17 protein-coding genes and 1 pseudogene are annotated in these 25,664 nt (G+C 71.2%); all 18 read left to right on the forward strand.

The genetic code is table 11. The features are described 5' to 3' along the window. Positions 1–34 precede the first annotated feature (34 nt). The 18 genes and pseudogenes from ABZ267_RS12780 (at position 35) to ABZ267_RS12865 (ending at position 25,664) form a co-directional block, all read left to right on the forward strand. Entirely contained in the window at positions 35–1,558 is a 1,524-nt protein-coding gene (locus tag ABZ267_RS12780) for a folylpolyglutamate synthase/dihydrofolate synthase family protein (RefSeq protein WP_356750237.1), read from the forward strand. Between the two features lie 5 nt (positions 1,559–1,563). After that, positions 1,564–1,917 carry a DUF4233 domain-containing protein gene (locus ABZ267_RS12785; RefSeq protein WP_356750239.1) on the forward strand — a complete coding sequence of 118 codons (354 nt, stop codon included), beginning with the start codon at positions 1,564–1,566 and terminating at the stop codon, positions 1,915–1,917. A gap of 117 nt (positions 1,918–2,034) precedes the next feature. Continuing rightward, positions 2,035–2,448 carry a nucleoside-diphosphate kinase gene (gene ndk, locus ABZ267_RS12790; RefSeq protein WP_356750241.1) on the forward strand — a complete coding sequence of 138 codons (414 nt, stop codon included), beginning with the start codon at positions 2,035–2,037 and terminating at the stop codon, positions 2,446–2,448. Positions 2,449–2,736: 288 nt separating this feature from the next. Further along, positions 2,737–3,756 carry a rod shape-determining protein gene (locus ABZ267_RS12795; protein WP_084746080.1) on the forward strand — a complete coding sequence of 340 codons (1,020 nt, stop codon included), beginning with the start codon at positions 2,737–2,739 and terminating at the stop codon, positions 3,754–3,756. 169 nt (positions 3,757–3,925) lie between these two features. Then, positions 3,926–4,954 carry a rod shape-determining protein MreC gene (gene mreC / locus ABZ267_RS12800; protein WP_356750243.1) on the forward strand — a complete coding sequence of 343 codons (1,029 nt, stop codon included), beginning with the start codon at positions 3,926–3,928 and terminating at the stop codon, positions 4,952–4,954. A gap of 11 nt (positions 4,955–4,965) precedes the next feature. Further along, a complete protein-coding gene (gene mreD / locus ABZ267_RS12805; protein WP_356750245.1) occupies positions 4,966–5,631 on the forward strand; it encodes a rod shape-determining protein MreD in 666 nt (221 codons plus the stop codon). 34 nt (positions 5,632–5,665) lie between these two features. Next, positions 5,666–7,885, forward strand: a complete 2,220-nt coding sequence (gene mrdA / locus ABZ267_RS12810; protein WP_356750247.1) for a penicillin-binding protein 2 — start codon at positions 5,666–5,668, stop codon at positions 7,883–7,885. After that, entirely contained in the window at positions 7,885–9,078 is a 1,194-nt protein-coding gene (rodA, locus tag ABZ267_RS12815; protein ID WP_356750249.1) for a rod shape-determining protein RodA, read from the forward strand. The genes mrdA and rodA overlap by 1 nt, the downstream gene beginning before the upstream one ends. Before the next feature lie 29 nt (positions 9,079–9,107). After that, positions 9,108–10,637 carry a CYTH and CHAD domain-containing protein gene (locus tag ABZ267_RS12820; protein WP_356750251.1) on the forward strand — a complete coding sequence of 510 codons (1,530 nt, stop codon included), beginning with the start codon at positions 9,108–9,110 and terminating at the stop codon, positions 10,635–10,637. Positions 10,638–10,689: 52 nt separating this feature from the next. Then, a complete protein-coding gene (locus ABZ267_RS12825; RefSeq protein WP_356750252.1) occupies positions 10,690–12,618 on the forward strand; it encodes a TIGR03960 family B12-binding radical SAM protein in 1,929 nt (642 codons plus the stop codon). A 65-nt stretch (positions 12,619–12,683) separates the two neighbouring features. Continuing rightward, positions 12,684–13,424, forward strand: a pseudogene (locus ABZ267_RS12830) (hypothetical protein). Positions 13,425–13,548: 124 nt separating this feature from the next. After that, entirely contained in the window at positions 13,549–14,328 is a 780-nt protein-coding gene (locus ABZ267_RS12835; protein WP_356750254.1) for a TIGR03936 family radical SAM-associated protein, read from the forward strand. Between the two features lie 230 nt (positions 14,329–14,558). After that, positions 14,559–18,719: an Rne/Rng family ribonuclease gene (locus tag ABZ267_RS12840; protein WP_356750256.1), complete on the forward strand. Its 4,161-nt coding sequence runs from the start codon at positions 14,559–14,561 to the stop codon at positions 18,717–18,719. Positions 18,720–19,051: 332 nt separating this feature from the next. Next, the gene (locus ABZ267_RS12845) at positions 19,052–20,170 is read left to right on the forward strand and encodes a DegT/DnrJ/EryC1/StrS family aminotransferase (protein WP_356750258.1); all 1,119 of its coding nucleotides are present in this window, start codon (positions 19,052–19,054) and stop codon (positions 20,168–20,170) included. Then, positions 20,167–21,186 carry a Gfo/Idh/MocA family oxidoreductase gene (locus ABZ267_RS12850; RefSeq protein ID WP_356750260.1) on the forward strand — a complete coding sequence of 340 codons (1,020 nt, stop codon included), beginning with the start codon at positions 20,167–20,169 and terminating at the stop codon, positions 21,184–21,186. The genes ABZ267_RS12845 and ABZ267_RS12850 overlap by 4 nt, the downstream gene beginning before the upstream one ends. Further along, a complete protein-coding gene (locus ABZ267_RS12855) occupies positions 21,176–22,756 on the forward strand; it encodes a glycosyltransferase (protein WP_356750262.1) in 1,581 nt (526 codons plus the stop codon). Before ABZ267_RS12850 ends, ABZ267_RS12855 begins: the two co-directional genes overlap by 11 nt. Next, the gene (locus tag ABZ267_RS12860; protein ID WP_356750264.1) at positions 22,753–24,381 is read left to right on the forward strand and encodes a glycosyltransferase; all 1,629 of its coding nucleotides are present in this window, start codon (positions 22,753–22,755) and stop codon (positions 24,379–24,381) included. Before ABZ267_RS12855 ends, ABZ267_RS12860 begins: the two co-directional genes overlap by 4 nt. Then, positions 24,378–25,664 carry a nucleotide sugar dehydrogenase gene (locus ABZ267_RS12865; RefSeq protein WP_356750266.1) on the forward strand — a complete coding sequence of 429 codons (1,287 nt, stop codon included), beginning with the start codon at positions 24,378–24,380 and terminating at the stop codon, positions 25,662–25,664. Before ABZ267_RS12860 ends, ABZ267_RS12865 begins: the two co-directional genes overlap by 4 nt.

Raw genomic sequence — 25,664 nt, forward strand, 5'->3', positions numbered from 1 at the left:
GCGCGATGTCGGTGCCCATCCGTAGACTGGCCCCGTGAGTGAGCCCCGCCCTTCAGACCGGCACGACGCGTCCCAGCCCGACGACACCTTCGAGGAGATCGTCGGCGAAGAGACCCAGCGCGACCCCGACCTGGCGGTGATCGAGGCCGGGAGCCGCACCCTGCGCACCTACGGGGGCGCTCCGCTGTCCGACGCCGTCCCCACCCGGCCCGCCGACCCCGAGACCGACAAGGCACTGCGCGCGGTGGAGCAGGAGCTCGCCGGACGCTGGGGCGAGACCAAGCTGGAGCCCTCCGTCACGCGCATCGCCGCCCTGATGGACGTGCTCGGCGAGCCGCAGCGCGCCTACCCGTCGATCCACATCACCGGCACCAACGGCAAGACGTCCACGGCCCGCATGATCGAGGCCCTGCTCAACGCCTTCGAGCTGCGCACCGGCCGGTACACCTCGCCGCACGTCCAGTCGATCACCGAGCGCATCAGCCTGGACGGCGCGCCGATCGCGCCCGAGCGCTTCATCGAGACGTACGAGGACATCAAGCCGTACGTGGAGATGGTCGACGCCCAGCAGCCCTACCGGCTCTCCTTCTTCGAGGTGCTCACCGGCATGGCGTACGCGGCCTTCGCCGACGCGCCCGTCGATGTGGCGGTCGTCGAGGTCGGCATGGGCGGCACCTGGGACGCCACCAACGTCATCGACTCCACCGTCGCCGTCGTCACGCCGATCTCGCTGGACCACACCGACCGCCTCGGCACCACACCGGCCGAGATCGCCAGCGAGAAGTCCGGTGTCATCAAGGCGGGCGCCACGGTCATCCTGGCGCAGCAGCCGGTGGACGCCGCGCAGGTGATGCTGAAGAAGGCCGTCGAGGTGGACGCCACCGTGGCCCGCGAGGGCATGGAGTTCGGCGTCACCGCCCGCGAGGTCGCCGTCGGCGGACAGCTCGTCACCTTGCGGGGCCTGGGCGGTGAGTACGAGGAGATCTTCCTCCCGCTGTACGGGGCCCACCAGGCGCACAACGCGGCCGTCGCGCTCGCCGCCGTCGAGGCGTTCTTCGGCATCGGCGCCGAGCAGGCCCGCTCGCTCGACATCGACGCCATCCGCAAGGCGTTCGCCTCGGTCATCTCGCCCGGCCGCCTGGAGGTCGTGCGCTCCAGCCCGACCGTCGTCCTGGACGCCGCGCACAACCCGGCGGGAGCCAGGGCCGCGGCGGACGGGGTCTCCGAGGCGTTCAGCTTCTCCCGGCTGATCGGTGTGGTCGGCACCAGCGGCGACAAGGACGTACGCGGTCTCCTGGAGGCCTTCGAGCCGATCTTCGCCGAGGTCGTCGTCACGCAGAACTCCACCGACCGCGCGCTGGACGCGGACGAGCTGGCCGCCATCGCCGTCGAGGTCTTCGGCGACGACCGGGTCCAGGTCGAACCGCGTCTGGACGACGCGCTGGAGGCGGCGATCACGCTGGCCGAGGAGGACGACGAGTACGCGGGCGCCGGGGTCCTGGTGACCGGATCGGTGATCACGGTCGGCGAGGCCCGGCTGCTTCTGGGAAGGGGCTGAGAGGGATGCGTACGCTCTGCGCCTCGACGCTGCTCGGTGAGTTCTTCGTGATCGGTTTCGCCGGTCTCGTCGCGATGAAGCTCGACGACCTCTCCATGGCCACGGTCTGGACGGTCTGCGGAGCCGGCATGGTGCTCTCGCTGCTGCTCTGCGGGATGCTCACCCGGCCCGGTGGCATCCAGCTCGGCTGGGCGCTGCAGGTCGCGCTGGTCCTCAGCGGCTTCGTGGTCCCGATGATGTTCATCCTCGGCCTGGTCTTCGGCGGGCTGTGGTGGGCCTCCGTGCACTACGGCCGCAAGATCGACGAGGCCAAGGCCCGCTGGGCCGCCCAGCAGGAGGCCGGCGGGGCCACGGCCTGACGTGACGGCAGGTGCCCGGGGCGCGGAGGTGACCCTGAGTGAACCCGGGCGCAGACCCCGTCCCGTATCCCTGTAACCTCGCCTCACCGCACCCGTAGTGTCTGCAAGGAGCCGCACATGACTCAGCGCACCCTCGTCCTCCTCAAGCCCGACGCGGTCCGCCGCGGCCTGATCGGTGAGATCGTGGGCCGGATCGAGCGCAAGGCGGAGTGGCGGATCACCGCGCTGGAGCTGCGCAGCCTGGACCACGACACGCTGGAGCAGCACTACGGCGAGCACCAGGGCCGCCCGTTCTACGAGCCGCTCATGGAGTTCATGGCGTCCGGCCCCGTCGTCGCTCTGGTGGCCGAAGGCGAGCGGGTGATCGAGGGCGTCCGCGCGCTCGCCGGCCCCACCGATCCGATCGCCGCCGCGCCCGGGTCGATCCGCGGTGACTTCGGCACGATCACCCGGGAGAACCTCATCCACGCCTCGGACTCGCCGGAGTCCGCAGAGCGAGAACTGAAGCTTTTCTTTCCGGGACTTTCCTGACCCGATCGGCCAAACAGCGCTGCCTGCCTGGGGCGACCGAAGTAATTCGGTCGCCCTTCGGCATAGGGTTCCCTCTCGCGGGAACGCATCCCTCCGACGTAACGTCACCATGGGTAGAACGGGCACCCGTTCCGCTCATACCGGCGAAGGACCCTCGCGCTGTGTCCGTGCATACGGCACTACGATGGAAGCTTCCACGCCCGCAGCGCCAACCTCGCCTACCAGAACAAGCCATCTTCGCTACCTGGGAAGGCCCGACGCATCCTCATGGGGAACAAGGGGAACTCAATGTCGTTCATCGGCCGTGACATGGCTATCGACCTCGGGACTGCCAACACGCTGGTGTACGTCAGGGGGCGCGGCATCGTTCTGAACGAGCCGTCCGTCGTGGCCATCAACACCAACACCGGCGGAATCCTGGCGGTCGGCTCCGAGGCCAAGAAGATGATCGGGCGGACGCCGGGCAACATCGTTGCCGTGCGGCCGCTGAAGGACGGCGTGATCGCCGACTTCGAGATCACGGAGCGGATGCTCCGCTACTTCATCCTCAAGATCCACAAGCGCCGCTACCTGGCCCGTCCGAGGGTCGTCGTCTGCGTGCCCTCCGGTATCACCGGGGTCGAGCGCCGCGCCGTCATCGAGGCGTCCACGCAGGCCGGCGCCCGCCAGGTGCACATCATCGAGGAGCCCATGGCCGCGGCCATCGGCTCCGGCCTGCCGGTCCACGAGGCCACCGGCAACATGGTCGTGGACATCGGTGGCGGCACCACCGAGGTCGCGGTGATCTCGCTCGGCGGAATCGTCACCGCCCAGTCCATCCGGACCGCCGGTGACGAGCTGGACAACGCGATCATCCAGCACATCAAGAAGGAGTACTCGCTCCTCCTCGGTGAGCGCACCGCCGAACAGATCAAGATCACGATCGGTTCCGCGTACGACATGGACAAGGACGAGCACACCGAGATCCGCGGCCGCGACCTGGTCTCCGGGCTGCCGAAGACGGTCGTCATCTCGGCCGCCGAGGTCCGCAAGGCGATCGAGGAGCCGGTCAACGCGATCGTCGACGCCGTAAAGACGACGCTCGACAAGTGCCCGCCCGAGCTCTCCGGCGACATCATGGACCGCGGCATCGTCCTCACGGGCGGCGGCGCGATGCTGCGCGGCCTGGACGAGCGGCTGCGCCGCGAGACGGGCATGCCGATCCACATCGCCGAGGACCCGCTGGACTCGGTGGCGCTCGGCTCCGGCAAGTGCGTCGAGGAGTTCGAGGCGCTCCAGCAGGTGCTGGACGCCCAGCCCCGCCGGTAGGACGGACGGAGCATCACCCGATCCGGCGCGCGGACGCTGCGGCTCCGCCCGCCGGATCGTTGATATAGATCGTTGCTGTACACGTACCGAAGTGCGCGGGTGCTGACGTACCGACAGCGACGTACACACAGGCACGAACATTCCGACGAGGAAGGCACGGCCGCCGCACGTGAGGGACACACGAGAGAGCCGGCTGCTCCTGGTGCTGCTGATCGCCATCGCATTCGCCCTGATCACGGTCGATATCCGAGGCGGCGAGGGCTCACCGGTGAACGGCGCACGGCAGGCCGCGGCCACCGTCTTCGGGCCGATCCAGAACGGCGTCGCGACGGCGGTCGACCCGGTGGGCAACGCCATAGGAGCCGTACGGGACTCCGGCAAGCGCCACGACCGGATCTCCGCCCTGGAGCAGGAGAACGCCGCGCTGAAGGCGAAGCTCGGCAGCGACGACCGCACCAACAGCCGCGTCCGTCAGCTCGACGCCATGCTGAAGAACGCGGGCGCCGGACAGTACGGCATCAAGGGCGCCGAGGTCATCGCCATAGGAGCGGCCCAGGGCTTCTCCTGGACGATCACCATCGACGCCGGATCCGATGACGGCATCCGCCGCGACATGACCGTCCTCAACGGTGAGGGGCTGGTCGGCCGGGTCACCACCGTCGGCCCGAGCACCGCGACGGTGCTGCTCGCCAACGACCCGGACTTCACCGTCGGCACCCGGATGGAGAAGACCGACGAGCTCGGCTTCGCCACCGGCCAGGGCTCACGCCCGCTCTCGGTGCAGTTCCTCAACGGCAAGGCCAAGGTGGCGGCGGGCGACCGGCTCGTCACCTTCGGCTCCAGCAAGGACAAGCCCTTCGTGCCCGGCGTCCCGGTCGGCGAGGTCGTCCGCGTCGATCCCTCCGGCGGCGCGCTGACCCGGACCGTCTACGTGAAGCCGTACGTCGGGTTCACCAAGCTCGACATCGTCGGCGTCGTCGTCCAGGCCCCGCGCTCGGACCCGCGCGACGCGGTCCTGCCCAAGCAGCCCGTCAGGACGAAGCCCAAGCCGACCCCCACGGTCACCGTCACCGTCCAGCCGGGCGGCGACATCGTCGACGGTTCGGGCAAGGTCGTCGGCAACATCAACGAGAACGCGGGAGACGGCGCGGCAGCCGGCGACCAGCAACCCGACAACGCGGCAAACGACCAGGAGTAGAGCTGATCCCCATGCGCCTCAACCGGACTCTGCTCTCCATCGTCCTGGTCACCGTCGCCCTGGTCGTCCAGGTGACCGTCCTCGCCCGCCTCCAGCTCCCCGGCGCCGTGCCGGACCTGCTGCTCCTGACCGTCCTCGGGCTCGCGTTCGTGTACGGGCCGGTCAGCGGCGCGTTCATCGGCTTCGGCGCCGGTCTCCTCGCGGACCTCGCGCCGCCCGCCGATCACGCCGTCGGCCGCTACGCCCTGGTGCTCTGCGTCATCGGCTACCTCGCGGGCATGGTCCGGCCGGAGAACGGACAGCTCAAGTCGGCCTTCGCGCCGATGGCCGCGGTGGTCGCCGCCGCGCTCGGCTCGACCCTGCTCTACGCGGGCGTCGGCGCGCTGGTCGGCGACACGGCCGCCCGCCATGTGGGCCTCGGCAGCCTGCTGTTCACCGCCGCCGTGTACGACCTGCTGCTGGCGCCCTTCGTCGTGCCGCTGATCATGGCCCTGGCCAGACGTACCGAGAACGACCCGGTCTCCGAGGCCGCAGGCGGCGGCAACGACGTCGCCGCGGGCTGGCTCTCCTCCGGCACCGGACTGCGCATCGGCAACCAGCGCGGCGGCCTGCGCGTGAAGGCCGCCCGCAACCGCGCCGCCCGCGCGGGCCGCATCAAGGGGGTCAAGCGCCTGTGAAGCCGTACGCGACGAAGGACACCGGGGGCACCGCGTGAGCAACATTCCCGAGACCGGGCGGACCCAGCGGGTCCAGATCCGGCTCATCGTCATCCAGGTCCTCGTCTTCTCGCTGCTGCTCACGCTCGGCGGCCGCCTCTGGTACCTCCAGATCCGCAACGGCGACGAGTACACCGCCGAGGCCGCCGGCAACGGCGTGCAGCAGGTCGTCCAGCCCGCCGTGCGCGGCTCGATCCTCGACGCGCGCGGCGTACCGCTCGCCGACAACGAGACCCGCCTCGTCGTCTCCGCCAGCCGCACCGAGCTGCTGAAGATGAAGGACGACGGCGTCGGCGTCCTCACCCGGCTCGCCGACGTCCTGGACATGAAGCCGCAGGACGTGCGCGACAAGGTCCGCCTCTGCGACTCCAAGACCCCGCAGCCCTGCTGGAACGGCTCGCCCTACCAGCCGATCCCGGTCACCGACGAGGCCACCACCCAGCAGGCCCTCCAGATCCGCGAGCGCGCCGAGGACTTCCCCGGCATCACCGCCGAGCCCACCGCCGTACGCCGCTACGCCGCACCCGGCAAGGCGAAGACCGCGCAGGTGCTCGGCTACCTCTCGCCCGTCACCGACGACGAGCTCCAGAAGGCGCTGGACGGCCCGTCGCCGTACCTGCGTTCGGACCAGGTCGGCCGTTCGGGCCTGGAGCGTACGTACGACAAGGAGCTGCGCGGCAAGGCGGGCGTCACCCGCTACGAGGTCGACAACCTCGGCCGTGTCATGGGCGAGGCGGAGAACGACCCGGCGGTGCCCGGCTCCAACCTCGTCACCAGCCTCGACGCCCGGGTCCAGGCGGTGGCCGAGTACGAGCTCGCGCAGGCGATGAAGACCGTCCGCCAGGAGACCGACAAGATCACCGGACGCAAGTACGAGGCCGACTCCGGCGCCGTCGTCGTCATGGAGTCCAAGACGGGCCGCATCGTCTCCATGGCCTCCCAGCCCGACTACGACCCCAACGACTGGGTCGGCGGCATCTCCGGCAAGCAGTACGCCAAGCTCACCAGCAAGAAGTCGAACTACCCGCTGCTCAACCGGGCCATCCAGGGCCAGGCGCCGGCCGGCTCCATCTTCAAGGTGGTCTCCGCGAGCGCCGCCGTGCGCGGCGGCCACGCCTTCAACGACCGCTACAACTGCAGCAGCTCCTACAGCCTCGGCAGCCAGACCTTCGCCAACTTCGAGTCCCAGGGCCACGGCCCGATCACCCTCGGGGACGCGCTCAAGTACTCCTGCAACACCGTCTTCTACCGGCTCGGCCACGAGGAGTGGTCCAAGGACGGCGGCATAAAGCCGAAGAAGGACGCCAAGAACTGGTTCTACACGACCGCCCGTGACTTCGGCCTCGGCGGCGAGACCGGCATCGACCTGCCGAACGAGGTCAAGGGCCGCATCCCGGACCGCCAGTGGAAGCAGGACTTCTGGAAGGCGAACAAGGACGCCTGGTGCAAGGAGGGCAAGAAGGGCGGCACCTACGTGCAGCAGATCGCTTACGAGAGCTGCCTCGAAGGCAACCAGCTCAAGGCGTACGACAGCATCAACTACGCCATCGGCCAGGGTGACGTCCTCGTCACGCCGATCCAGATGGCCACCGCCTACGCCGCCATCAGTAACGGCGGCACCCTCTACGCCCCGACCGTCGGCAAGGCCGTGATCAGCCCCGACGGCAAGAGTGTCCAGGAGATCAAGCCCAAGTCGACCGGCAAGCTGCCCATCGACGCGCAGACCGTCAAGGACCTCGACAAGGGTCTGCGTTCGGTGGTCGAGCCCGGCGGCACCGCCGCCTGGCGGTTCGGCGGCTGGCCGCAGGACAAGATCCCGATGCGCGCCAAGACCGGTACGGCGCAGGTGTACGGCAAGCAGACCACCTCGTGGTTCGCGACCTACACCGACGACTTCACGATCATCATGACGATCTCCCAGGGCGGCACCGGCTCCGGCGCCTCCGGGCCCGCCGTCCGCAAGATCTACGACGCGCTCTACGGCCTCGACGCCGAGGGCAACCAGGATGTGAGCAAGGCCCTGCTGCCCAAGCCCCAGAAGACGCTGCCGAAGGTCCAGCCCGACGGCTCGATCCACGCCCCGAAGATCAAGCCGTACAACCCCGTGCCGACCCAGCCGGAAGGCCAGGAGGCCGACCCGGAGAACCTGGTGCCGCAGCCGCCGGGCCAGCCGGGACTCACCGGATCACCGGCGATGACCGGGAGGCGGCCCTGATGGCAGGTGGCTTCTCCGTAGCCCGGTACGCACCCGATCAGGGGTCCTGGGCCAAACTGACCGCCCGCGACTCCGTCGTCCGGCGGCTGGACTGGCCGCTGCTCGGCGCCGCGCTCGCGCTCTCGCTCCTCGGTGCGGTGCTCGTCTGGTCCGCGACCCGCAACCGCGACCACCTCACCCAGGGCGACCCGTACTTCTTCCTCTTCCGGCACGCCATGAACACCGGCATCGGCATCGCCCTGATGATCGGCACGATCTGGCTCGGCCACCGCACCCTGCGCGGAGCCGTCCCGGTCCTCTACGGCATCTCGGTGCTGCTGGTCCTGGCCGTCCTCACGCCGCTCGGCACCACGATCAACGGCGCCCACGCCTGGATCAAGCTGCCGGCCGGGTTCTCCATCCAGCCCTCCGAGTTCACCAAGATCACCATCATCCTGGTGATGGCGATGCTGCTGGCGGCCCGCGTCGACGCCGGCGACCAGCCCCATCCCGACCACCGGACCGTCGCCAAGGCGCTGGGCCTCGCGGTCATCCCGATGGCCATCGTCATGCTGATGCCGGACCTCGGCTCGGTGATGGTGATGGCCGTCATCGTCCTCGGCGTCCTGCTGGCCTCCGGCGCCTCCAACCGCTGGGTCTTCGGCCTGCTCGGCACGGGCGCCGCCGGAGCCGTCGCGGTCTGGCAGCTCGGGCTGCTCGACGACTACCAGATCGCCCGGTTCGCCGCCTTCGCCAATCCGGCGCTCGACCCGGCCGGCGTCGGCTACAACACCAACCAGGCCCGCATCGCGATCGGCTCCGGCGGCCTGTTCGGCACCGGGCTCTTCCAGGGCACGCAGACCACCGGCCAGTTCGTCCCCGAGCAGCAGACCGACTTCGTCTTCACCGTCGCCGGTGAGGAGCTGGGCTTCCTCGGCGCCGGGCTGATCATCGTCCTGCTCGGCGTCGTCCTCTGGCGCGCCTGCCGGATCGCCCGCGAGACGACCGAGCTGTACGGCACGATCGTCGCCGCCGGCATCATCGCCTGGTTCGCCTTCCAGTCCTTCGAGAACATCGGCATGACGCTCGGCATCATGCCGGTGGCCGGTCTGCCACTGCCCTTCGTCTCGTACGGAGGGTCCTCGATGTTCGCCGTCTGGGTCGCGATCGGGCTGCTGCAGTCGATCAGGGTGCAGCGGCCGATGTCCGCCTGAACCCGGCCCACGCGGGTAGGTGTCCGTATATGGCGGACACCAAGCGTGAGATCGAGCGGAAGTACGAAGCCACCGACGCCACCCGGCTGCCCGACCTGAGCCGGGTGGCCGGGGTCGGCCGGGTCGAGAAGCGCGGCGTGACGGAGCTGGACGCCGTCTACTACGACACCGCCGACCTCCGCCTGGCCGCAGGCGCCCTCACCCTGCGCCGCCGGACCGGCGGAGCGGACGAAGGCTGGCACCTGAAGTTCCCGGTCGCCACCGGCATCCGCGACGAGCTCCACGAGCCGCTGGCCGACACGCTGCCGCCCTCCTTCGCCGCGCTCCTCCGCTCCCGCCTCCGTCACGCGGAACCGGCCCCGGTCGTCCGCCTGCTCACCTCCCGCGACCTTCAGCACCTGACCGACGCCGACGGCACTCTCCTCGCCGAGGTCAGCGTCGACACGGTGCTCGCGGAACGGCTCGCGGGAAAGGCCACCGGCACCACCGCCACCTGGACCGAGATCGAGGTCGAGCTTGCCGACGACGGCGACCCGGCCTTCCTGGACGCGGTCGAGAAGCGGCTCCGCAAGGCCGGCGTGCGCCCGTCGGATGCGCCGTCGAAGCTGACCAGGGCGCTGGCGGAGACGGCTCCGGCACCGAAGAAGCGGGCGAAGCAGAAGGCGGAAGACCCGCAGACCGCGGGCGGCCACGTCCTCGCCTACGTACGCGAGCAGATCCGCACCGTCGTCGACCTCGACCCGGCCGTCCGCCGCGACCTGCCCGACTCCGTGCACAAGATGCGCGTGGCGACCCGGCGGTTGCGCAGCGCCTTCAAGACGTACCGCAGGATCCTGGACCACGAGGTCACCGACCCGATCGGCGCCGAGCTCAAGTGGTTCGCCGGTGAGCTCGGTGTCGACCGCGACCAGGAGGTCCTGGACGAGCGGCTGGCCACCGGGATCGCGGCCCTGCCCACCACCTTGGCCCTCGGCCCGGTGCGCGGCCGGCTCCAGGTCTGGTCGGCCGCCCGCCGCACCGGATCACGCCGCCGGATCGTCGACGTACTGGACGGGAAGCGGTATCTGGCCCTCCTCGACACCCTGGACGCCCTCAGCGCCGACCCGCCGCTGCGCCCCACCGCCTCCCGCACTCCCGCGAAAGCGCTGCCGCGCGCGGTGCTCAAGGACTACAGGAAGCTCGCGCGCCGCATGGACCACGCTCTGGAGCACCCGCCGGGGCCGGAGCGTGACACCGCCATGCACGAGGCACGCAAGGCCGCCAAGCGCGCGCGGTACGCGGCCGACGCGGCCGAGCCCGCCCTCGGAAAGCCCGCAAAGCGGTTCGCCAAGCGAGTAAAGGCCGTCCAGTCGCTGCTCGGCGACCACCAGGACAGCGTGGTCGCCCGCGAGGCCCTGCGCACCCTCGCCATCCAGGCGCACGCGGCCGGCGAGACCACCTTCACCTGGGGACTTCTGTACGGACACGAGGAGGCGACCGCCGACCGGCGCGAGCGCGAGCTGCCCGAGGTCTGGAGCCGTGCCTCCGACCCCGTACTGCGGGCGGATCTGAAGCACTGAGACGCGCGGTACGCTGGATGGTCACCCCTGCCGGCTCACGAAGGTTCGCGAGATGTCTGCCGCATCGGTCTTCCCACAGCTCGAAGCTCTGCTCCCGCATGTGCAGAAGCCCATCCAGTACGTCGGCGGTGAGCTGAACTCCACCGTCAAGGACTGGGACAGCTGCGACGTCCGCTGGACCCTGATGTATCCCGACGCCTACGAGGTCGGGCTGCCGAACCAGGGCGTCATGATCCTCTACGAGGTACTGAACGAGCGCGAGGGCGTCCTCGCGGAGCGCACGTACAGCGTCTGGCCGGACCTCGAAGAGCTGATGCGCGAGCACGAGGTGCCGCAGTTCACCGTGGACAGCCACCGTCCCGTCGGCGCCTTCGACGTCTTCGGGCTGAGCTTCTCCACCGAGCTCGGCTACACCAACATGCTCACCGCTCTGGACCTGGCCGGCATCCCGCTGGAGGCCAAGGACCGCACGGTGGACCACCCGATCGTCCTCGCGGGCGGCCACGCGGCCTTCAACCCGGAGCCGATCGCGGAGTTCATCGACTGCGCGGTCATCGGCGACGGCGAGCAGGCCGTCCTGGAGATCACCGAGATCATCCGCGCCTGGAAGGCCGAAGGCCGTCCCGGCGGCCGCGACGAGGTGCTCTTCCGGCTCTCCAAGACCGGTGGCGTCTACGTCCCGCGCTTCTACGACGTGGAGTACCTCCCGGACGGCCGCATCGGCCGCGTCGTGCCCAACCGGTCCGGCGTGCCGTGGCGCGTCTCCAAGCACACCGTCATGGACCTCGACGAGTGGCCCTACCCCAAGCAGCCCCTCGTCCCGCTCGCGGAGACCGTGCACGAGCGGATGTCCGTGGAGATCTTCCGCGGCTGCACCCGTGGCTGCCGTTTCTGCCAGGCCGGCATGATCACGCGCCCCGTGCGGGAGCGAAGCATCACCGGCATCGGCGAAATGGTCGACAAGGGCCTCAAGGCGACCGGCTTCGAAGAGGTCGGCCTGCTCTCGCTCTCCTCCGCCGACCACAGCGAGATCGGCGACATCGCCAAGGGCCTCGCCGACCGCTACACCGACGACAAGATCGGCCTCTCGCTGCCCTCCACCCGCGTCGACGCGTTCAACGTGGACCTGGCCAACGAGCTGACCCGCAACGGCCGCCGCTCCGGCCTCACCTTCGCTCCCGAAGGCGGCTCCGAGCGGATGCGCAAGGTCATCAACAAGATGGTCTCGGAGGAGGACCTGATCCGGACGGTCGCCACCGCCTACGGCAACGGCTGGCGTCAGGTGAAGCTGTACTTCATGTGCGGCCTGCCCACCGAGACCGACGAGGACGTCCTCCAGATCGGCGACATGGCGGTCAACGTCATCGCCAAGGGCCGCGAGGTCTCCGGCCAGAACGACATCCGCGCCACGGTCTCCATCGGCGGCTTCGTGCCCAAGCCGCACACGCCGTTCCAGTGGGCCCCGCAGCTGAGCGCAGCCGACACCGACGCCCGGCTCAAGAAGCTCCGCGACAAGATCCGCGGCGACAAGAAGTACGGCCGCTCGATCGGCTTCCGCTACCACGACGGCAAGCCCGGCATCGTGGAGGGCCTGCTCTCGCGCGGCGACCGGCGCGTCGGCTCCGTCATCCGCGCGGTCTACGAGTCCGGCGGCCGCTTCGACGGCTGGCGCGAGCACTTCAGCTACGACCTCTGGATGAACTGCGCCGAGAAGACGCTGCCCGACTTCGGCGTCGACGTCGACTGGTACACCACCCGCGAGCGTACGTACGAGGAGGTCCTGCCCTGGGACCACCTCGACTCCGGTCTGGACAAGGACTGGCTCTGGGAGGACTGGCAGGACGCGCTGGACGAGACCGAGGTCGAGGACTGCCGCTGGACCCCCTGCTTCGACTGCGGCGTCTGCCCGCAGCTCGACCTGGACATCCAGATCGGCCCGACGGGCAAGAAGCTGCTCCCGTTGAGCGTGGTGAACAAGTAACGCGTCCCTGAGGCTCCGCAGGCCCGGCCGGCAACCACGGACCGGGCCTGCGCGTCATTGAGGGCATGGATGCCGGCAAGCACCGGACCCTGGACCGGTACGAGCCCGACACCGCCCTGAACCAGGCTGATCAGGATCCCCGTGCGCATCGTGGTGCTGTTCCTGGTCCCGCCCGTCCGCATGGTCTGGGACCTGCTGGCCGCCGGCTGGCACGCCTTCGACCGGACCCTGCTCCGCCCGCTGGGCAGGGGCCTGGCCTGGCTGCTCGACACGCTGGTCCTGACCCCGCCGGCCTGGCTGTTCACAGACGTCCTCACTCCGCTGGCCCTGGCCGTCACCTGGCTGGTCATGGTGCTGCTCGTCGCTCCCGCCTCCTGGCTGTACCGCCGCGTCCTCGCGCCGGTCGGCCGGGAGATCGCGGATGCCGCCGAGATCGCCTGGCGGATCGGCGGATACCTCTCGCGGGCGGTGAGCCGGCGGTCGCCTGGCTGGTCCGGCACCTGATCGGCGTACCGGTGGTCTGGGCCTACCGCACGGTGTGCGTCCCGGTCGGCCACTTCGTCCGGGACGCCCTCCGGGCTCCGGCCCGACGCGCCGCCCGATCGGCTCCGGCCACCGCCCGCGAAACCGCGCGGCAGGCCCGCCGCGACGCCTGGCGCGTACTGGTCGGCGGGACGGCCGGAACGCGGTTCGGGGAACCGCCGGGGATGCCTGCGCGTACTCTGGGTAGTACAACGACTGTCCCCAGCGCGGCGCAGGCGTCCGAGACCTCCCTGCTGAGCGAGAAACTCGTCAAGCAGGCGTGAGCCGGAGCGGCACCCCGGGGACCACCCCGTACTTCGTGGGCGGCGCTCCCCGGCGCCCGCCCCGCACCGAGGAGAAGAACCACTGGGCAAGCGACAGCCCGAAGGCCCGCCGCCCGCACCGGCAGTGCAGCGCATCCGTCTGCGCTACACCAAGCGCGGCCGCCTCCGGTTCACCAGTCACCGCGACTTCCAACGGGCCTTCGAGCGGGCACTGCGCCGCTCCGAGGTGCCGATGGCGTATTCGGCGGGCTTCACCCCGCACCCCAAGGTCTCCTACGCCAATGCCGCCCCCACCGGCACGGGCAGCGAGGCCGAGTTCCTGGAGATCGCCCTCACCGAGGCGCGCGACCCCGACCTCCTGCGCGAGCTGCTCGACAGCTCGCTGCCGGACGGTCTGGACATCACCGACGCGGTGGAGGCCCGCACCTCAGGCCTCGCCGAGCGGCTGACCGCCTCGGTCTGGGAGATGCGCCTGGACGGCGTCGATCCCGACGAGGCCCGCAGAGCCGTCGACGCGTTCAACGCCGCCGAGACCGTCGAGGTCCAGCGCAAGGCGAAGAACGGCATCCGCACCTTCGACGCCCGCGCCGCCGTCGCCGACCTGCAAGCTCTTGATCCAGCGGCTGATAGGCCGGGGGACGGGCCCTGTGCGATACTGCGGCTGGTTGTTCGGCACGTGACACCTGCCGTGCGACCCGACGACGTCCTGTCCGGTCTCCGCGCTGTGGCCGACCTGGCGCCGCCCGTCCCCGCCGCGGTGACGAGGCTGGCGCAGGGGCTCTTCGACGAGGAGTCCGGCACGGTGACCGACCCGCTCGCGCCTGACCGCGAGGCCGCCCCGACCGCACATCCCGCGGTCGCAGCAGCCGTCGCGACGGCGCCGGAAGGTGCAGGTTCCGCGTAAGGCGGTCGTTGTAGCGCAGCCCTCCGACTCGGGAGCCACCTGGGTCGGGCCGCGCACTGACCCATAAGACTTTCGCCAGGCCGTCCGCAACACCGCGGACGGAACCGGCGAGCCAGACATCAGCTCCCGTGCGGCGCCCGCGCCCCGGACGAGCGGTATCGCACCACTGCGTACCGTGCCGGACCGGAATCAGACGCGGCGCCCGGGAGCGCGACGGGAGAACCGCCCGCATGCCTCAGCCGAACGAACCCGCCACCAACGGGAACAACGAAGAGAACACCCCCGGCGACAAGCTGCCGCCGCGCCGCAGGCGCCGCGCCGCTTCCCGCCCGGCCGGCCCGCCCGGCGCGGCCGTGCCGCCCGCGGCCGAGGCCGCCGCCGTGGAGGCCCCGGCGACCGCGCCCGAGGAGACGGCCCCCGAACCGGCCGCCGAGACCGCGCCTCCCGCCCGTACGCGCCGTCGCGCCGTCCGCAAGGCGACCGCGCCCGCAGGCGCTCCGGAGACCGCCGAGGTGGTCGCCGAGGTCGTCGAGACGCCTGCTCCGGTGGCCGAGACCCAGGCCGCCGAGCCCGCCGAGGAGGCCCCGGCCCCGCGTACCCGCCGCCGCGCGGTCCGCAAGGCGACGGCTCCGGCCGGTGCCCCGCAGGCCGCCGAGGTCGTGGAGGTCGTCGAGACCCCGGCCGAGCCGGTCGTGGAGGAGACGGAGGAGGAGGAGCCGGTGGCCGAGGTCGCCCCGGAGCCCGCCGCCCCGCGCCGCCGCCGCGCCTCCCGCAAGGCCACTTCACCGGCCGGTGCTCCGCAGGCCGCCGAGGCCGTCGTCGAGCCGGTCGCGCCCGCCGAGCCCGTGGCCGAGCAGGCCGCCGTGGCCGAGCCCGCCGCCCCGGTCACCGAGGCCCCGCGTGGCCGCACCCGCCGCCGTGCCTCCGCTCCGGCCGGCACTCCGCAGGCCGCCGCCGCCGACGCGGTGAACGAGCCCGCGCCCGCCGTTGAGACCCCGGCAGCCGCCGAGCCCGCCGAGGAGGCTCCGGCGCCGCGCAGCCGCCGTCGCGCCTCCCGTAAGGCCACCTCTCCCGCCGGTGCCCCGCAGGTCACCGAGGCGGAGGAGCCCGTCGAGGCCGGCGAGAGCCTGCCCGCCGCCGTGGCCGAGGAGCTCGCCGCCGAGGTGGAGGAGGTCGAGGAGGCCGCCCCGCGCGGACGCCAGCGTCGCCGGGCCACCGCCACCGCGGGCCGCCCGGAGTTCACCACCAAGGCCGAGGAGCCGACCCGCAAGGGCCGCCGCGCCACGCGCCCCGCCGTCGCCGTGTTCCAGGCGCCGGTCTTCGCCGAGCCGATGTTCCAGACCCCCGAGACGGCCGCCGCCGCTGCCGCGGCCGGTCCCTCCGCCGCGTACGACGAGGTCGAGGAGGCCGAGGAGCGGACCGCCGAGGCCGAGCCGGCTCCCGCGCCCGCCGAGGCCGCGCCGCAGGGCGGTTCGCGCCGCCGTCGCCGCCGCCGTGGTGAGGCCGCCGAGCCCGAGCAGACCGCCGCCGCCCCGGTGGAGGAGCCTGCCGAGGAGGCACCCGAGGCCGAGGCCGAGGCGGAGGAGCACGAGGGCGAGGACACCGACGAGTACGGCGACCGCCCCTCGCGCCGCCGCCGTCGTGGTGGCCGCCGTCGCCGTCGCGGCGAGGCCGGCGACCCGGACGAGGCCGAGCAGCAGCACGCCGACGAGGCGCCCGCGCACGCCCGCGCCGAGGACGACCAGGCGTCGGCCCAGGTCCAGGAAGCCGACGACGAGGAGGACGACAGCGACAGCGACTCCGCCGCCTCCGGTTCGAGCAGCAGCCGCCGTCGCCGCCGTCGCCGTCGCCGCAGCGGTGACGCCGGTGCCGAGGCCGACAACGGCACCGACGACCCGGAGCGTACGGTCGTCAAGGTCCGCGAGCCGCGCAAGAAGGAGGCGGAGCGCGAGCCCGGCACCGGCTTCGACGAGGTCCAGTCCATCAAGGGCTCGACCCGCATGGAGGCCAAGAAGCAGCGCCGCCGCGAGGGCCGCGAGCAGGGCCGGCGCCGCGTCCCGATCATCACCGAGGCGGAGTTCCTGGCGCGCCGCGAGGCCGTCGAGCGCGTGATGGTCGTCCGCCAGAGCGGCGAGCGCACCCAGATCGGCGTCCTCGAGGACAACGTGCTCGTCGAGCACTACGTCAACAAGGAGCAGGCCACCAGCTACGTCGGCAACGTCTACCTGGGCAAGGTGCAGAACGTCCTGCCGTCCATGGAGGCCGCGTTCGTCGACATCGGCAAGGGCCGCAACGCCGTCCTGTACGCCGGTGAGGTCAACTTCGAGGCGCTCGGTATGGCCCACGGGCCGCGCCGCATCGAGACCGCGCTCAAGTCCGGCCAGTCGGTCCTGGTCCAGGTGACCAAGGACCCGATCGGCCACAAGGGCGCCCGCCTCACCAGCCAGGTCTCGCTGCCCGGCCGCTACCTCGTCTACGTGCCCGAGGGCTCGATGACCGGGATCAGCCGCAAGCTGCCCGACACCGAGCGCTCCCGTCTCAAGACGATCCTCAAGAAGATCGTCCCCGAGGACGCGGGCGTCATCGTGCGCACCGCCGCCGAGGGCGCGAGCGAGGACGAGCTGCGCCGTGACGTCGAGCGGCTCCAGGGGCAGTGGGAGGAGATCCAGAAGAAGGCGAAGGGCACCAGCGGCTCCAACGCGCCGACGCTGCTCTACGGCGAGCCGGACATGACCGTCCGGGTCGTCCGCGACATCTTCAACGAGGACTTCTCCAAGGTCATCGTCAGCGGCGACGACGCGTGGGAGACCATCCACGGTTACGTCTCGCACGTGGCGCCGGACCTCACCGAGCGGCTCTCCCGCTGGACCTCCGAGGTCGACGTCTTCGCGACGTACCGCATCGACGAGCAGCTGATGAAGGCGCTGGACCGCAAGGTCTACCTGCCCAGCGGCGGCTCGCTGGTGATCGACAAGACCGAGGCGATGGTCGTCGTCGACGTCAACACCGGCAAGTTCACCGGCCAGGGCGGCAACCTGGAGGAGACCGTCACCAGGAACAACCTGGAGGCGGCCGAGGAGATCGTGCGCCAGCTGCGGCTGCGCGACCTCGGCGGCATCGTCGTCGTCGACTTCATCGACATGGTGCTGGAGTCCAACCGGGACCTCGTCCTGCGGCGGCTCCTGGAGTGCCTGGGACGTGACCGCACCAAGCACCAGGTCGCCGAGGTCACCTCGCTCGGCCTGGTCCAGATGACCCGTAAGCGGGTGGGCCAGGGTCTGCTGGAGTCCTTCTCCGAGACCTGCGTCCACTGCAACGGTCGCGGTGTCATCGTCCACATGGAGCAGCCGACGTCCGTCGGTGGCGGCGGTTCCAAGAAGTCCAAGAAGCGCCGCGGTGGTGCGGGCCAGGACCACGAGCACGGTCACGAGCAGGACCACGGCCATGAGGACCAGGCCGCCGAGCCCGCCGAGACCGAGGCCGAGCTGGCTGCCGAGGTCGCCGCGCCGGTGGCGGTGGAGCCCGAGGTCGCCGCGGACGAGGAGTTCTACAGCAGCCCGGCCGAGGCCGAGGCGGCCGCCGGTCGTGGCCGTGGCCGCCGCCGCGCCTCCCGCAAGGTGTCGGCCCCGGCCGGCGCTCCGAAGACCGAGGCCGCCGCTCCGGTGGCCGAGGCGGAGCCGGTCGCGGAGCCCGTCGTGCAGCCGGTCGCCGAGCCGGTCCTCGACACGCCCGAGCCGTCGAAGGCCCCGGAAGCTCAGGAGGCGGCCGAGGCCGCGCCTCAGGGCCGTACGCGCCGTCGCGCCACCCGTAAGGCGTCCGCCCCGGCGGGTTCGCCGAAGCAGGCCGAGCCGGCGGAGCCCGTACAGCCGGCCGAGCCCGCCACGGACCCGGTGGCCGTCGAGGACCCGGTCGTCGAGGCGCCCGCCGAGCCCGCCCCCGTGCAGGAGGCGCCTGAGGCGGAAGCCCCCAAGGAGGCCGCACCGCCGCGGGCCCGTCGCCGGGCGACCCGTAAGGCCACCGCTCCGGCGGGTTCGCCGACGGGTTCGGACGAGGCGGCGGTCCTCGTCGTCGAGTCGGTGTCCGAGCCGAAGGCCTCCGAGGCTCCGCAGGCCTCCGAGGCCTCGCAGGCCGAGGCCGCCGAGGCGCCCGCGTCCGGTGAGCCGGAGGAGGCGCCGGTGGCGAAGAAGACGGCCCGCAAGGCCGCCGCCAAGAAGGCTCCGGCGAAGAAGGCGGTGGCCAAGAAGACGGCCGCCAAGAAGACCGTCGCGAAGAAGACGACGGCGAAGACGACCGCGAAGAAGGCGACCAAGAAGACCGTCGCCGCCGAGCAGTCGTCGCCTTCCGTGACCGCTTCGGCGCCGTCCTCCGACGGTGAGGCGTCAGCCGGCTGACGATTCCCCGCAATCGGTTGTTCATTATCCGTGGCCCGTCCCGTTACTTTCGGAGGCGGGCCACGGGCTTTGTATCAGGACTGATGCAAAGGGAGTTAACGTTGCCGAAATGGGTTGTGAAATCCCTGATAATGTGATGGCGACTGTTGGACTGTCAGAGTTGTTCGCAGAAACTACAATTGGTGACCGGCCCGGTGGCCCATCAGACCGGACCTGATTCCCCCGGGAGGGCGTCGGCGTCACGCCGACGGGGTTTCGCGCGGCTGTGCACGGTGTCCGCAATCCAGAATTCTGCCCGGTAACGAGCTCTTGCGGTGTCTAGGAGGACGTCCATGGCGAGCATCAACGAGCAGCCGATTCCCGCTGCCCGTCCGGTCATCGGGGAAGACGAGATCGAGGCCGCCGTCCGCGTACTGCGCAGCGGCCGGGTCGTGCAGGGGCCCGAGGTCGCGGCCTTCGAGGAGGGCTTCTCCCGCCTGGTCGACGGACGGCACTGCATCGCCGTCAACTCGGGCACCTCGGCTCTCCAGCTGCTGCTCCTGGCCCTCGGGATCGGCCCCGGGGACGAGGTGATCGTCCCCTCGTTCTCCTTCGCGGCCTCCGCCAACGCGGTCCGCCTGACCGGCGCCGACGTGGTCTTCGCCGACATCGAGCCGGGCAGTTTCGGCCTCGACCCGGTGGCCGTCGAAGCCGCGATCACGCCGCGCACCGCCGCGATCATGCCGGTCCACCTCTACGGCCACCCGGCCGCGATGGACAAGCTCGTGCCGATCGCCGAGAAGCACCGGCTCGCCGTGGTCGAGGACGCCTGCCAGGCCCACGCGGCGGCGCTGAACGGCACGCCGGTCGGCGCGTTCGGCGCGGGCGGCACCTTCAGCTTCTACCCGACCAAGAACATGCACGCGCTCGAAGGCGGCATGGTCACCACGGCCGACGCCGAACTGGCACGTACGCTGCGCCTCCTGCGCAACCAGGGCATGGAGCAGCGGTACGCCAACGAGATCGTCGGCGCCAACATGCGGATGACCGACGTCTCCGCCGCCGTCGGCCGCGTCCAGCTCGCCAAGGTCGAAGGCTGGACCGAGCAGCGCCGCGCCAACGCCGCGTACCTGGACGCCCACATCACCGCCCCGGCCGTCACCACGCCGCCGGTGGCCGAAGGCGCCCGGCACGTCTACCACCAGTACACCGTGCGGATCAGCGGCGACCGGGACGCCGCGATGGCGAAGCTCACCGAGGCGGGCGTCGGCAACGCGGTCTACTACCCGACGCCGATCCACCGCCTCAAGCCGTACTGGGAGCCGGACCAGAAGGCGGGCCGGATCTGGGAGCTGCCGCAGACCGAGAAGGCGGCGGCCGAGGTCGTCTCGCTGCCCGTCCACCCCTCGCTCACCGAGGCCGACCTGGAGCGCATCGTGAGCGCCGTGAACGCGCTGGAGGAGAACCGATGACCGCCGTTCTGAAGGCCGGGCTCATCGGCCTCGGCTCCATGGGCCGCAACCACGCCCGGATCCTCTCCGGCCTGGAAGGCGTCGAGCTGGTCGGTGTCGTCGAGCCGATGGGTGACCGGAACGGCTGGGCGCAGGGCGCGCCCGTCCTCTCCACCGTCGACGAGCTCCTCGCCCGCGGTATCGACTACGCCGTCGTCGCCTGCCCGACCGGCCTGCACGAGAAGGTCGGCCTCCAGCTCGCCGACGCCGGTGTCTGCGCCCTGATCGAGAAGCCGCTCGCGGACACCGTCGAAGGCGCCCGCCGCCTGGTCGAGGCGTTCGAGGCCCGTGACCTGGTCGCGGGCGTCGGCCACATCGAGCGGTGCAACCCGGCCCTGCTCTCGCTCCGCGCCCGCCTGGAGGCCGGTGAGCTCGGCGACGTCTACCAGGTCGTCACCCGCCGCCAGGGCCCGTTCCCGCATCGGATCGCCGACGTCGGTGTGGTCAAGGACCTCGCCACGCACGACATCGACCTGACGGGCTGGGTCACCGGCCAGGCGTACACGTCGATCGCCGCGCACACCGTCTCCAAGTCGGGCCGCCCGCACGAGGACATGGTCTCCGCCGTCGGCCAGCTCTCCGACGGCACGATGGTCAACCACCTGGTCAACTGGCTGAGCCCGCTCAAGGAGCGGTTCACCTCGGTCACCGGCGAGCGCGGCTGCTTCATCGCCGACACGCTCACCGCCGACCTCACCTTCCACTCCAACGCCGCGGTCGCCACCGAGTGGGAGGCGTTGCGCGCCTTCCGCGGGGTCTCCGAGGGCGACATGATCCGCTACGCCATCCCCAAGCGCGAGCCCCTGCTTGTCGAGCACGAGCTCTTCCGCGACGCTGTGCGCGGGGAGCCGGCGGATGTCTGCACCCTGCGGCAGGGGCTCCTCACCGTCGAGGTGGCCGAAGCCGTGCTGCGATCGGCCACGACCCGCACCACCGTTACTCTCACGGCCCCGGACCGGACGGAACATGGCACCTGACCTTCCCTCGTACCCAGACCTCGCCGCACTGCCCCGCAAGGGTTCACGCGGTCGTATCGTCATGCTCGTCGACAACAGCGTGCACGGCGACTCCCGTGTGCAGAAGCAGGCGAGCTCGGCGGCCGCGGCCGGCTGGGACGTCATCCTGCTCGGCAAGTTCTCCGGCAAGGAGGAGGTGACGGCCTGGCAGCTCGGCGAGGCCGAGGTCCGCCTCCTCGGGGTCAAGGCCAAGATGTCGACCCACCCGAAGGACCTGCGCGGCGCGCCGATCCGCCGCCCGCTGGCCTACCCCTCCGAGCGCGTGGCCGAATTCCGTACGCAGCAGGTCAAGGCCTGGCGTGCCGACCTCCGGGTCCGCGGCGCCGCGCTCAGGACCGGCGAGGACCGCTCCGCGCTCGGCTCCACCGGCGGTCAGGTGTGGCTCGCGGCGCGCAGAGGCGCGGCCAAGGCCACCAGCCGCTGGGTGAGGCTGCGCGCGCGCCACACCAGGAAGCTGCGCGGCCTGCGCAGGACCCGCTCCGCCGCCGTGGACAAGGCGGCCACCGCCTTCTGGCTGAAGACGATGGGTGACCGCGCCTGGCGGCGGCTCGACCCCAGCGTCTGGGACTTCGAACTGAGTTACGGGCCCGTCATCGACGCGCTCCAGCCGGACATCATCCACGCCAACGACTTCCGCATGCTCGGCGTCGGCTCCCGCGCCAAGCTCCGCGCCCGCGCGGCCGGCCGGAAGGTCTTCCTCGTCTGGGACGCCCACGAGTACCTGCCCGGAGTGCGTTCCTGGGTCAACCAGCGGAAGCTCCCGGCGATGGTGGCGTACGAACGTGAGCACGCCAAGTACGCCGATGCGGTGGTCACCGTCTCCGGCGGCCTGGCCGACCTGCTGCAGAAGACGCACAAGCTGCCCGAGCGCCCGGCGGTCGTGCTCAACGCGCCGGAGGCCGCCGAGGCCTCCCGCTTCACCGCTCTGCCCGTCCCCGACCTGCGCGCTCTCTGCGGCATCGGCCCGGATGTGCCGCTGCTCGTCTACAGCGGCCTCGCCGCCCGCCAGCGCGGCCTGGACATCATGGTGGACGGCCTTCCGGAGCTGCCCGGCGTCCATGTCGCGTTCGTGGCCAGCCACCCCGAGCTGCCGTACATCCGTACGCTGATGAAGCGGGCCGAGGAGCTTGGCGTCCAGGACCGCGTGCACGCCATGCCGTACGTGCCGCACTGGCAGGTCGTCTCGTTCCTCTCCACCGCAGATGTCGGCGTCATCCCGATCCACCACTGGCCGAACCACGAGATCGCGCTGATCACCAAGTTCTTCGAGTACTCGCACGCCCGGCTGCCGCTGGTGGTCAGCGATGTGAAGACGATGGCCGAGATGACCCGCCAGACCGGTCAGGGCGAGGTCTTCGAGGCGGAGAACGTCACGGATTACGTCCGCGCCGTCCGGGCCGTACTCGACGCGCCCAAGCGCTACACCGCCGCCTACGAGGTCGAAGGCCGGCTGGACGAGTGGACCTGGGAGGCCCAGATCGAGGTGCTCGACGGGGTCTACACCCGACTGATGCGAGGTACGGCGAGATGACCGGAACACCCGACGTCAGTGTGGTCGTCGCCGTCTACAACACCATGCCGTACCTCACCGAATGCCTGAACTCCCTGGTGGCGCAGACCATCGGCGAGGACCGGCTGCAGGTCATCGCCGTGGACGACGGATCCACCGACGACAGCGGCCGCGAGCTGGACCGTTTCGCGGAGAGGTACCCGGACGTCTTCACCGTGGTCCACCAGCCCAACTCCGGCGGGCCCGCGGCCCCGAGCAACCGGGCCCTGGAGCTGGCCACCGGCCGGTACGTCTACTTCATCGGCTCCGACGACTACCTCGGCGAGGAGGCGCTGGAGCGGATGGTCGCCTGCGCCGACGCCAACGAGTCCGACGTGGTCGTCGGCAAGATGGTCGGCACCAACGGGCGCTACGTCCACCAGAAGCTGTTCTCCGGCAACCAGATAGACGTCAGCCTCTACGACTCGGCGCTGCCCTTCACGCTCGCCAACACCAAGCTCTTCCGCCGCGAACTGGTGGAGAAGTACGGGCTGCGGTTTCCCGAGGACCTGCCCGTCGGCAGCGACCAGCCGTTCACCATCGAGGCGTGCGTCAAGGCCCGCAGGATCTCGGTCCTGTCGGACTACACGTACTACTACGCGGTCAAGCGCGGCGACGCGAGCAACATCACCTACCGCGCCGACCACCTGGCCCGGCTCCGGTGCACGGCGCGCATCATGGACCACACCGCAGGCCTCATCCCGGCCGGACCGCAACGCGACGCCGTCCTCAAGCGGCACTTCGAGTGGGAGCTGTCCAAGCTCATGCTCGACGACTTCCCGGCGCTCCCTCCGGAGACCCGGCAGGAGATCTGCGACGGACTGGCCGCTCTGCAGGACACCTACTTCACCGACACCCTGCGCGACGCGACCGGCGTGAAGAGACGGGTCCGCCTCGGCCTCGCCCGGCGCGGCGCCGTGGCGGAGCTCACCCGAGCCATCGCGGACGAGGCGGAGCACGGCGCTCCGCCCTTCCTGCTGGAAGGCGGCCGCGCCTACGCCCCCTACCCCGGCTTCCGGGACGCCGCGATCGGCCTCGACGACCGGTGGTACGAGGCACGTGAGTCGGTCGCCGGCCGGCTCGCGGACGGTACGAAGCTGCTGTCGGCCGCCTGGGAGCAGGACGGCTCGGACCTCACTCTGGCCCTGAAGCTGCGGATCGGCCTCACCGGCGACACCCCGCCCGCCGTCGTCGCTCTCGCCCACGGCGCCCTGCCCAAGAGCGCCGACAAGCCCGGCGGCCGCAGACTGCCCAAGAACGCCCAGCGCCCGGAGGCGGTCGGCGAGTTCAGCCAGGAGCCCGCCGAGGACGGCACCGGCACCCTGCTGACCGCCCGTATCCCCGTCGACCTGGTCCACGCCAAGCGCGGCGTCCGCCTCTACGTCGACGTCGCGGGCACCACGTACGAGATCCCGGTCCGCACCGGCGGCCTGCCGATGCCGCTGGCCCGCCGGTTGGGGACGACCACGCCCTACCGGGTCTCGGCCAACCCGAATCCCAAGGGGCGGCTCGTCATCACGACGGCCCTGCTGTGGGAACCGAAGCCCCCGCTGCGCCCCCGGCTGCGCCGACTGCTGTCCAGGCTGAAGAGGAAAATGTCCCGATGAACATCTGTGTAGTCGCGCTCGGCAAGATCGGGCTTCCGCTCGCCGTGCAGTTCGCCGCCAAGGGCCACCGGGTCATCGGCGCGGACGTCAACGAGAAGGTCGTCGAGCTGGTCAACGCGGCCACCGAGCCCTTCCCCGGCGAGTACGACCTGGACGCCAAGCTCAAGGAGACCGTCGGCGCCGGCCTGCTCTCCGCGACGACGGACACCACTGCCGCGGTCGCCGCGTCCGACGCCGTCGTGGTCGTCGTCCCGCTCTTCGTGGACGCCGAGGGCACGCCGGACTTCGGCTGGATGGACGCCGCCACCAAGGCCATTGCGGCGGGCCTGAAGCCCGGCACCCTGGTCAGCTACGAGACCACGCTGCCCGTCGGCACCACCCGTACGCGCTGGGCGCCGATGCTCGCCGAGGGCTCCGGCCTCACGCCGGGCGAGGACTTCCACCTGGTCTTCTCGCCGGAGCGGGTGCTGACCGGCCGGGTCTTCGCCGACCTGCGCCGCTACCCGAAGCTCGTCGGCGGCATCGACGAGGCCTCCGCCGCGGCCGGTGTCGCGTTCTACGAGGCGGTGCTCGACTTCGACGAGCGCGAGGACCTGCCGCGCGCCAACGGCGTCTGGGACCTCGGCACGGCGGAGGCCTCCGAGCTGGCGAAGCTCGCCGAGACCACCTACCGGGACGTCAACATCGGCCTGGCCAACCAGTTCGCCCGCTTCGCCGACAAGAACGACATCGACGTCAAGAAGGTCATCGAGGCCTGCAACAGCCAGCCCTACAGCCACATCCACCAGCCCGGCATCGCCGTCGGTGGTCACTGCATCCCGATCTATCCGCGGATGTACCTGTGGAACGACCCGGACGCCACCGTCGTCCGCGCGGCCCGCGAGGCGAACGTCGCCATGCCCTCGTACGCCGTCGATCTGCTGGCCGCCGCCTACGGCGACCTGGACGGCGTCGGGGTCCTGGTGCTCGGCGCCGCCTACCGCGGCGGAGTCAAGGAGACCGCGTTCTCCGGCGTCTTCGGCGTCGTGGAGGCCCTCAAGGCGCGCGGCGCGGTGCCGTTCGTCTCGGACCCGCTGTACACCCCTCAGGAGCTGACCGCGCTCGGTCTCGTCCCGCACGACAGCCACCAGGCCGTCACCGCGGCGATCCTCCAGGCCGACCACGCCGAGTACCGCGAGCTCGCCGCCGCCGACCTGCCGGACGTCCGCGTCCTGGTCGACGGCCGCCGTACGACGGACCCGGAGAAGTGGGCCGGCGTACGACGCGTAGTGATCGGTGGCTGA

This window comes from Streptomyces sp. NPDC006174, assembly GCF_040614075.1.
GTDB lineage: Bacteria > Actinomycetota > Actinomycetes > Streptomycetales > Streptomycetaceae > Streptomyces.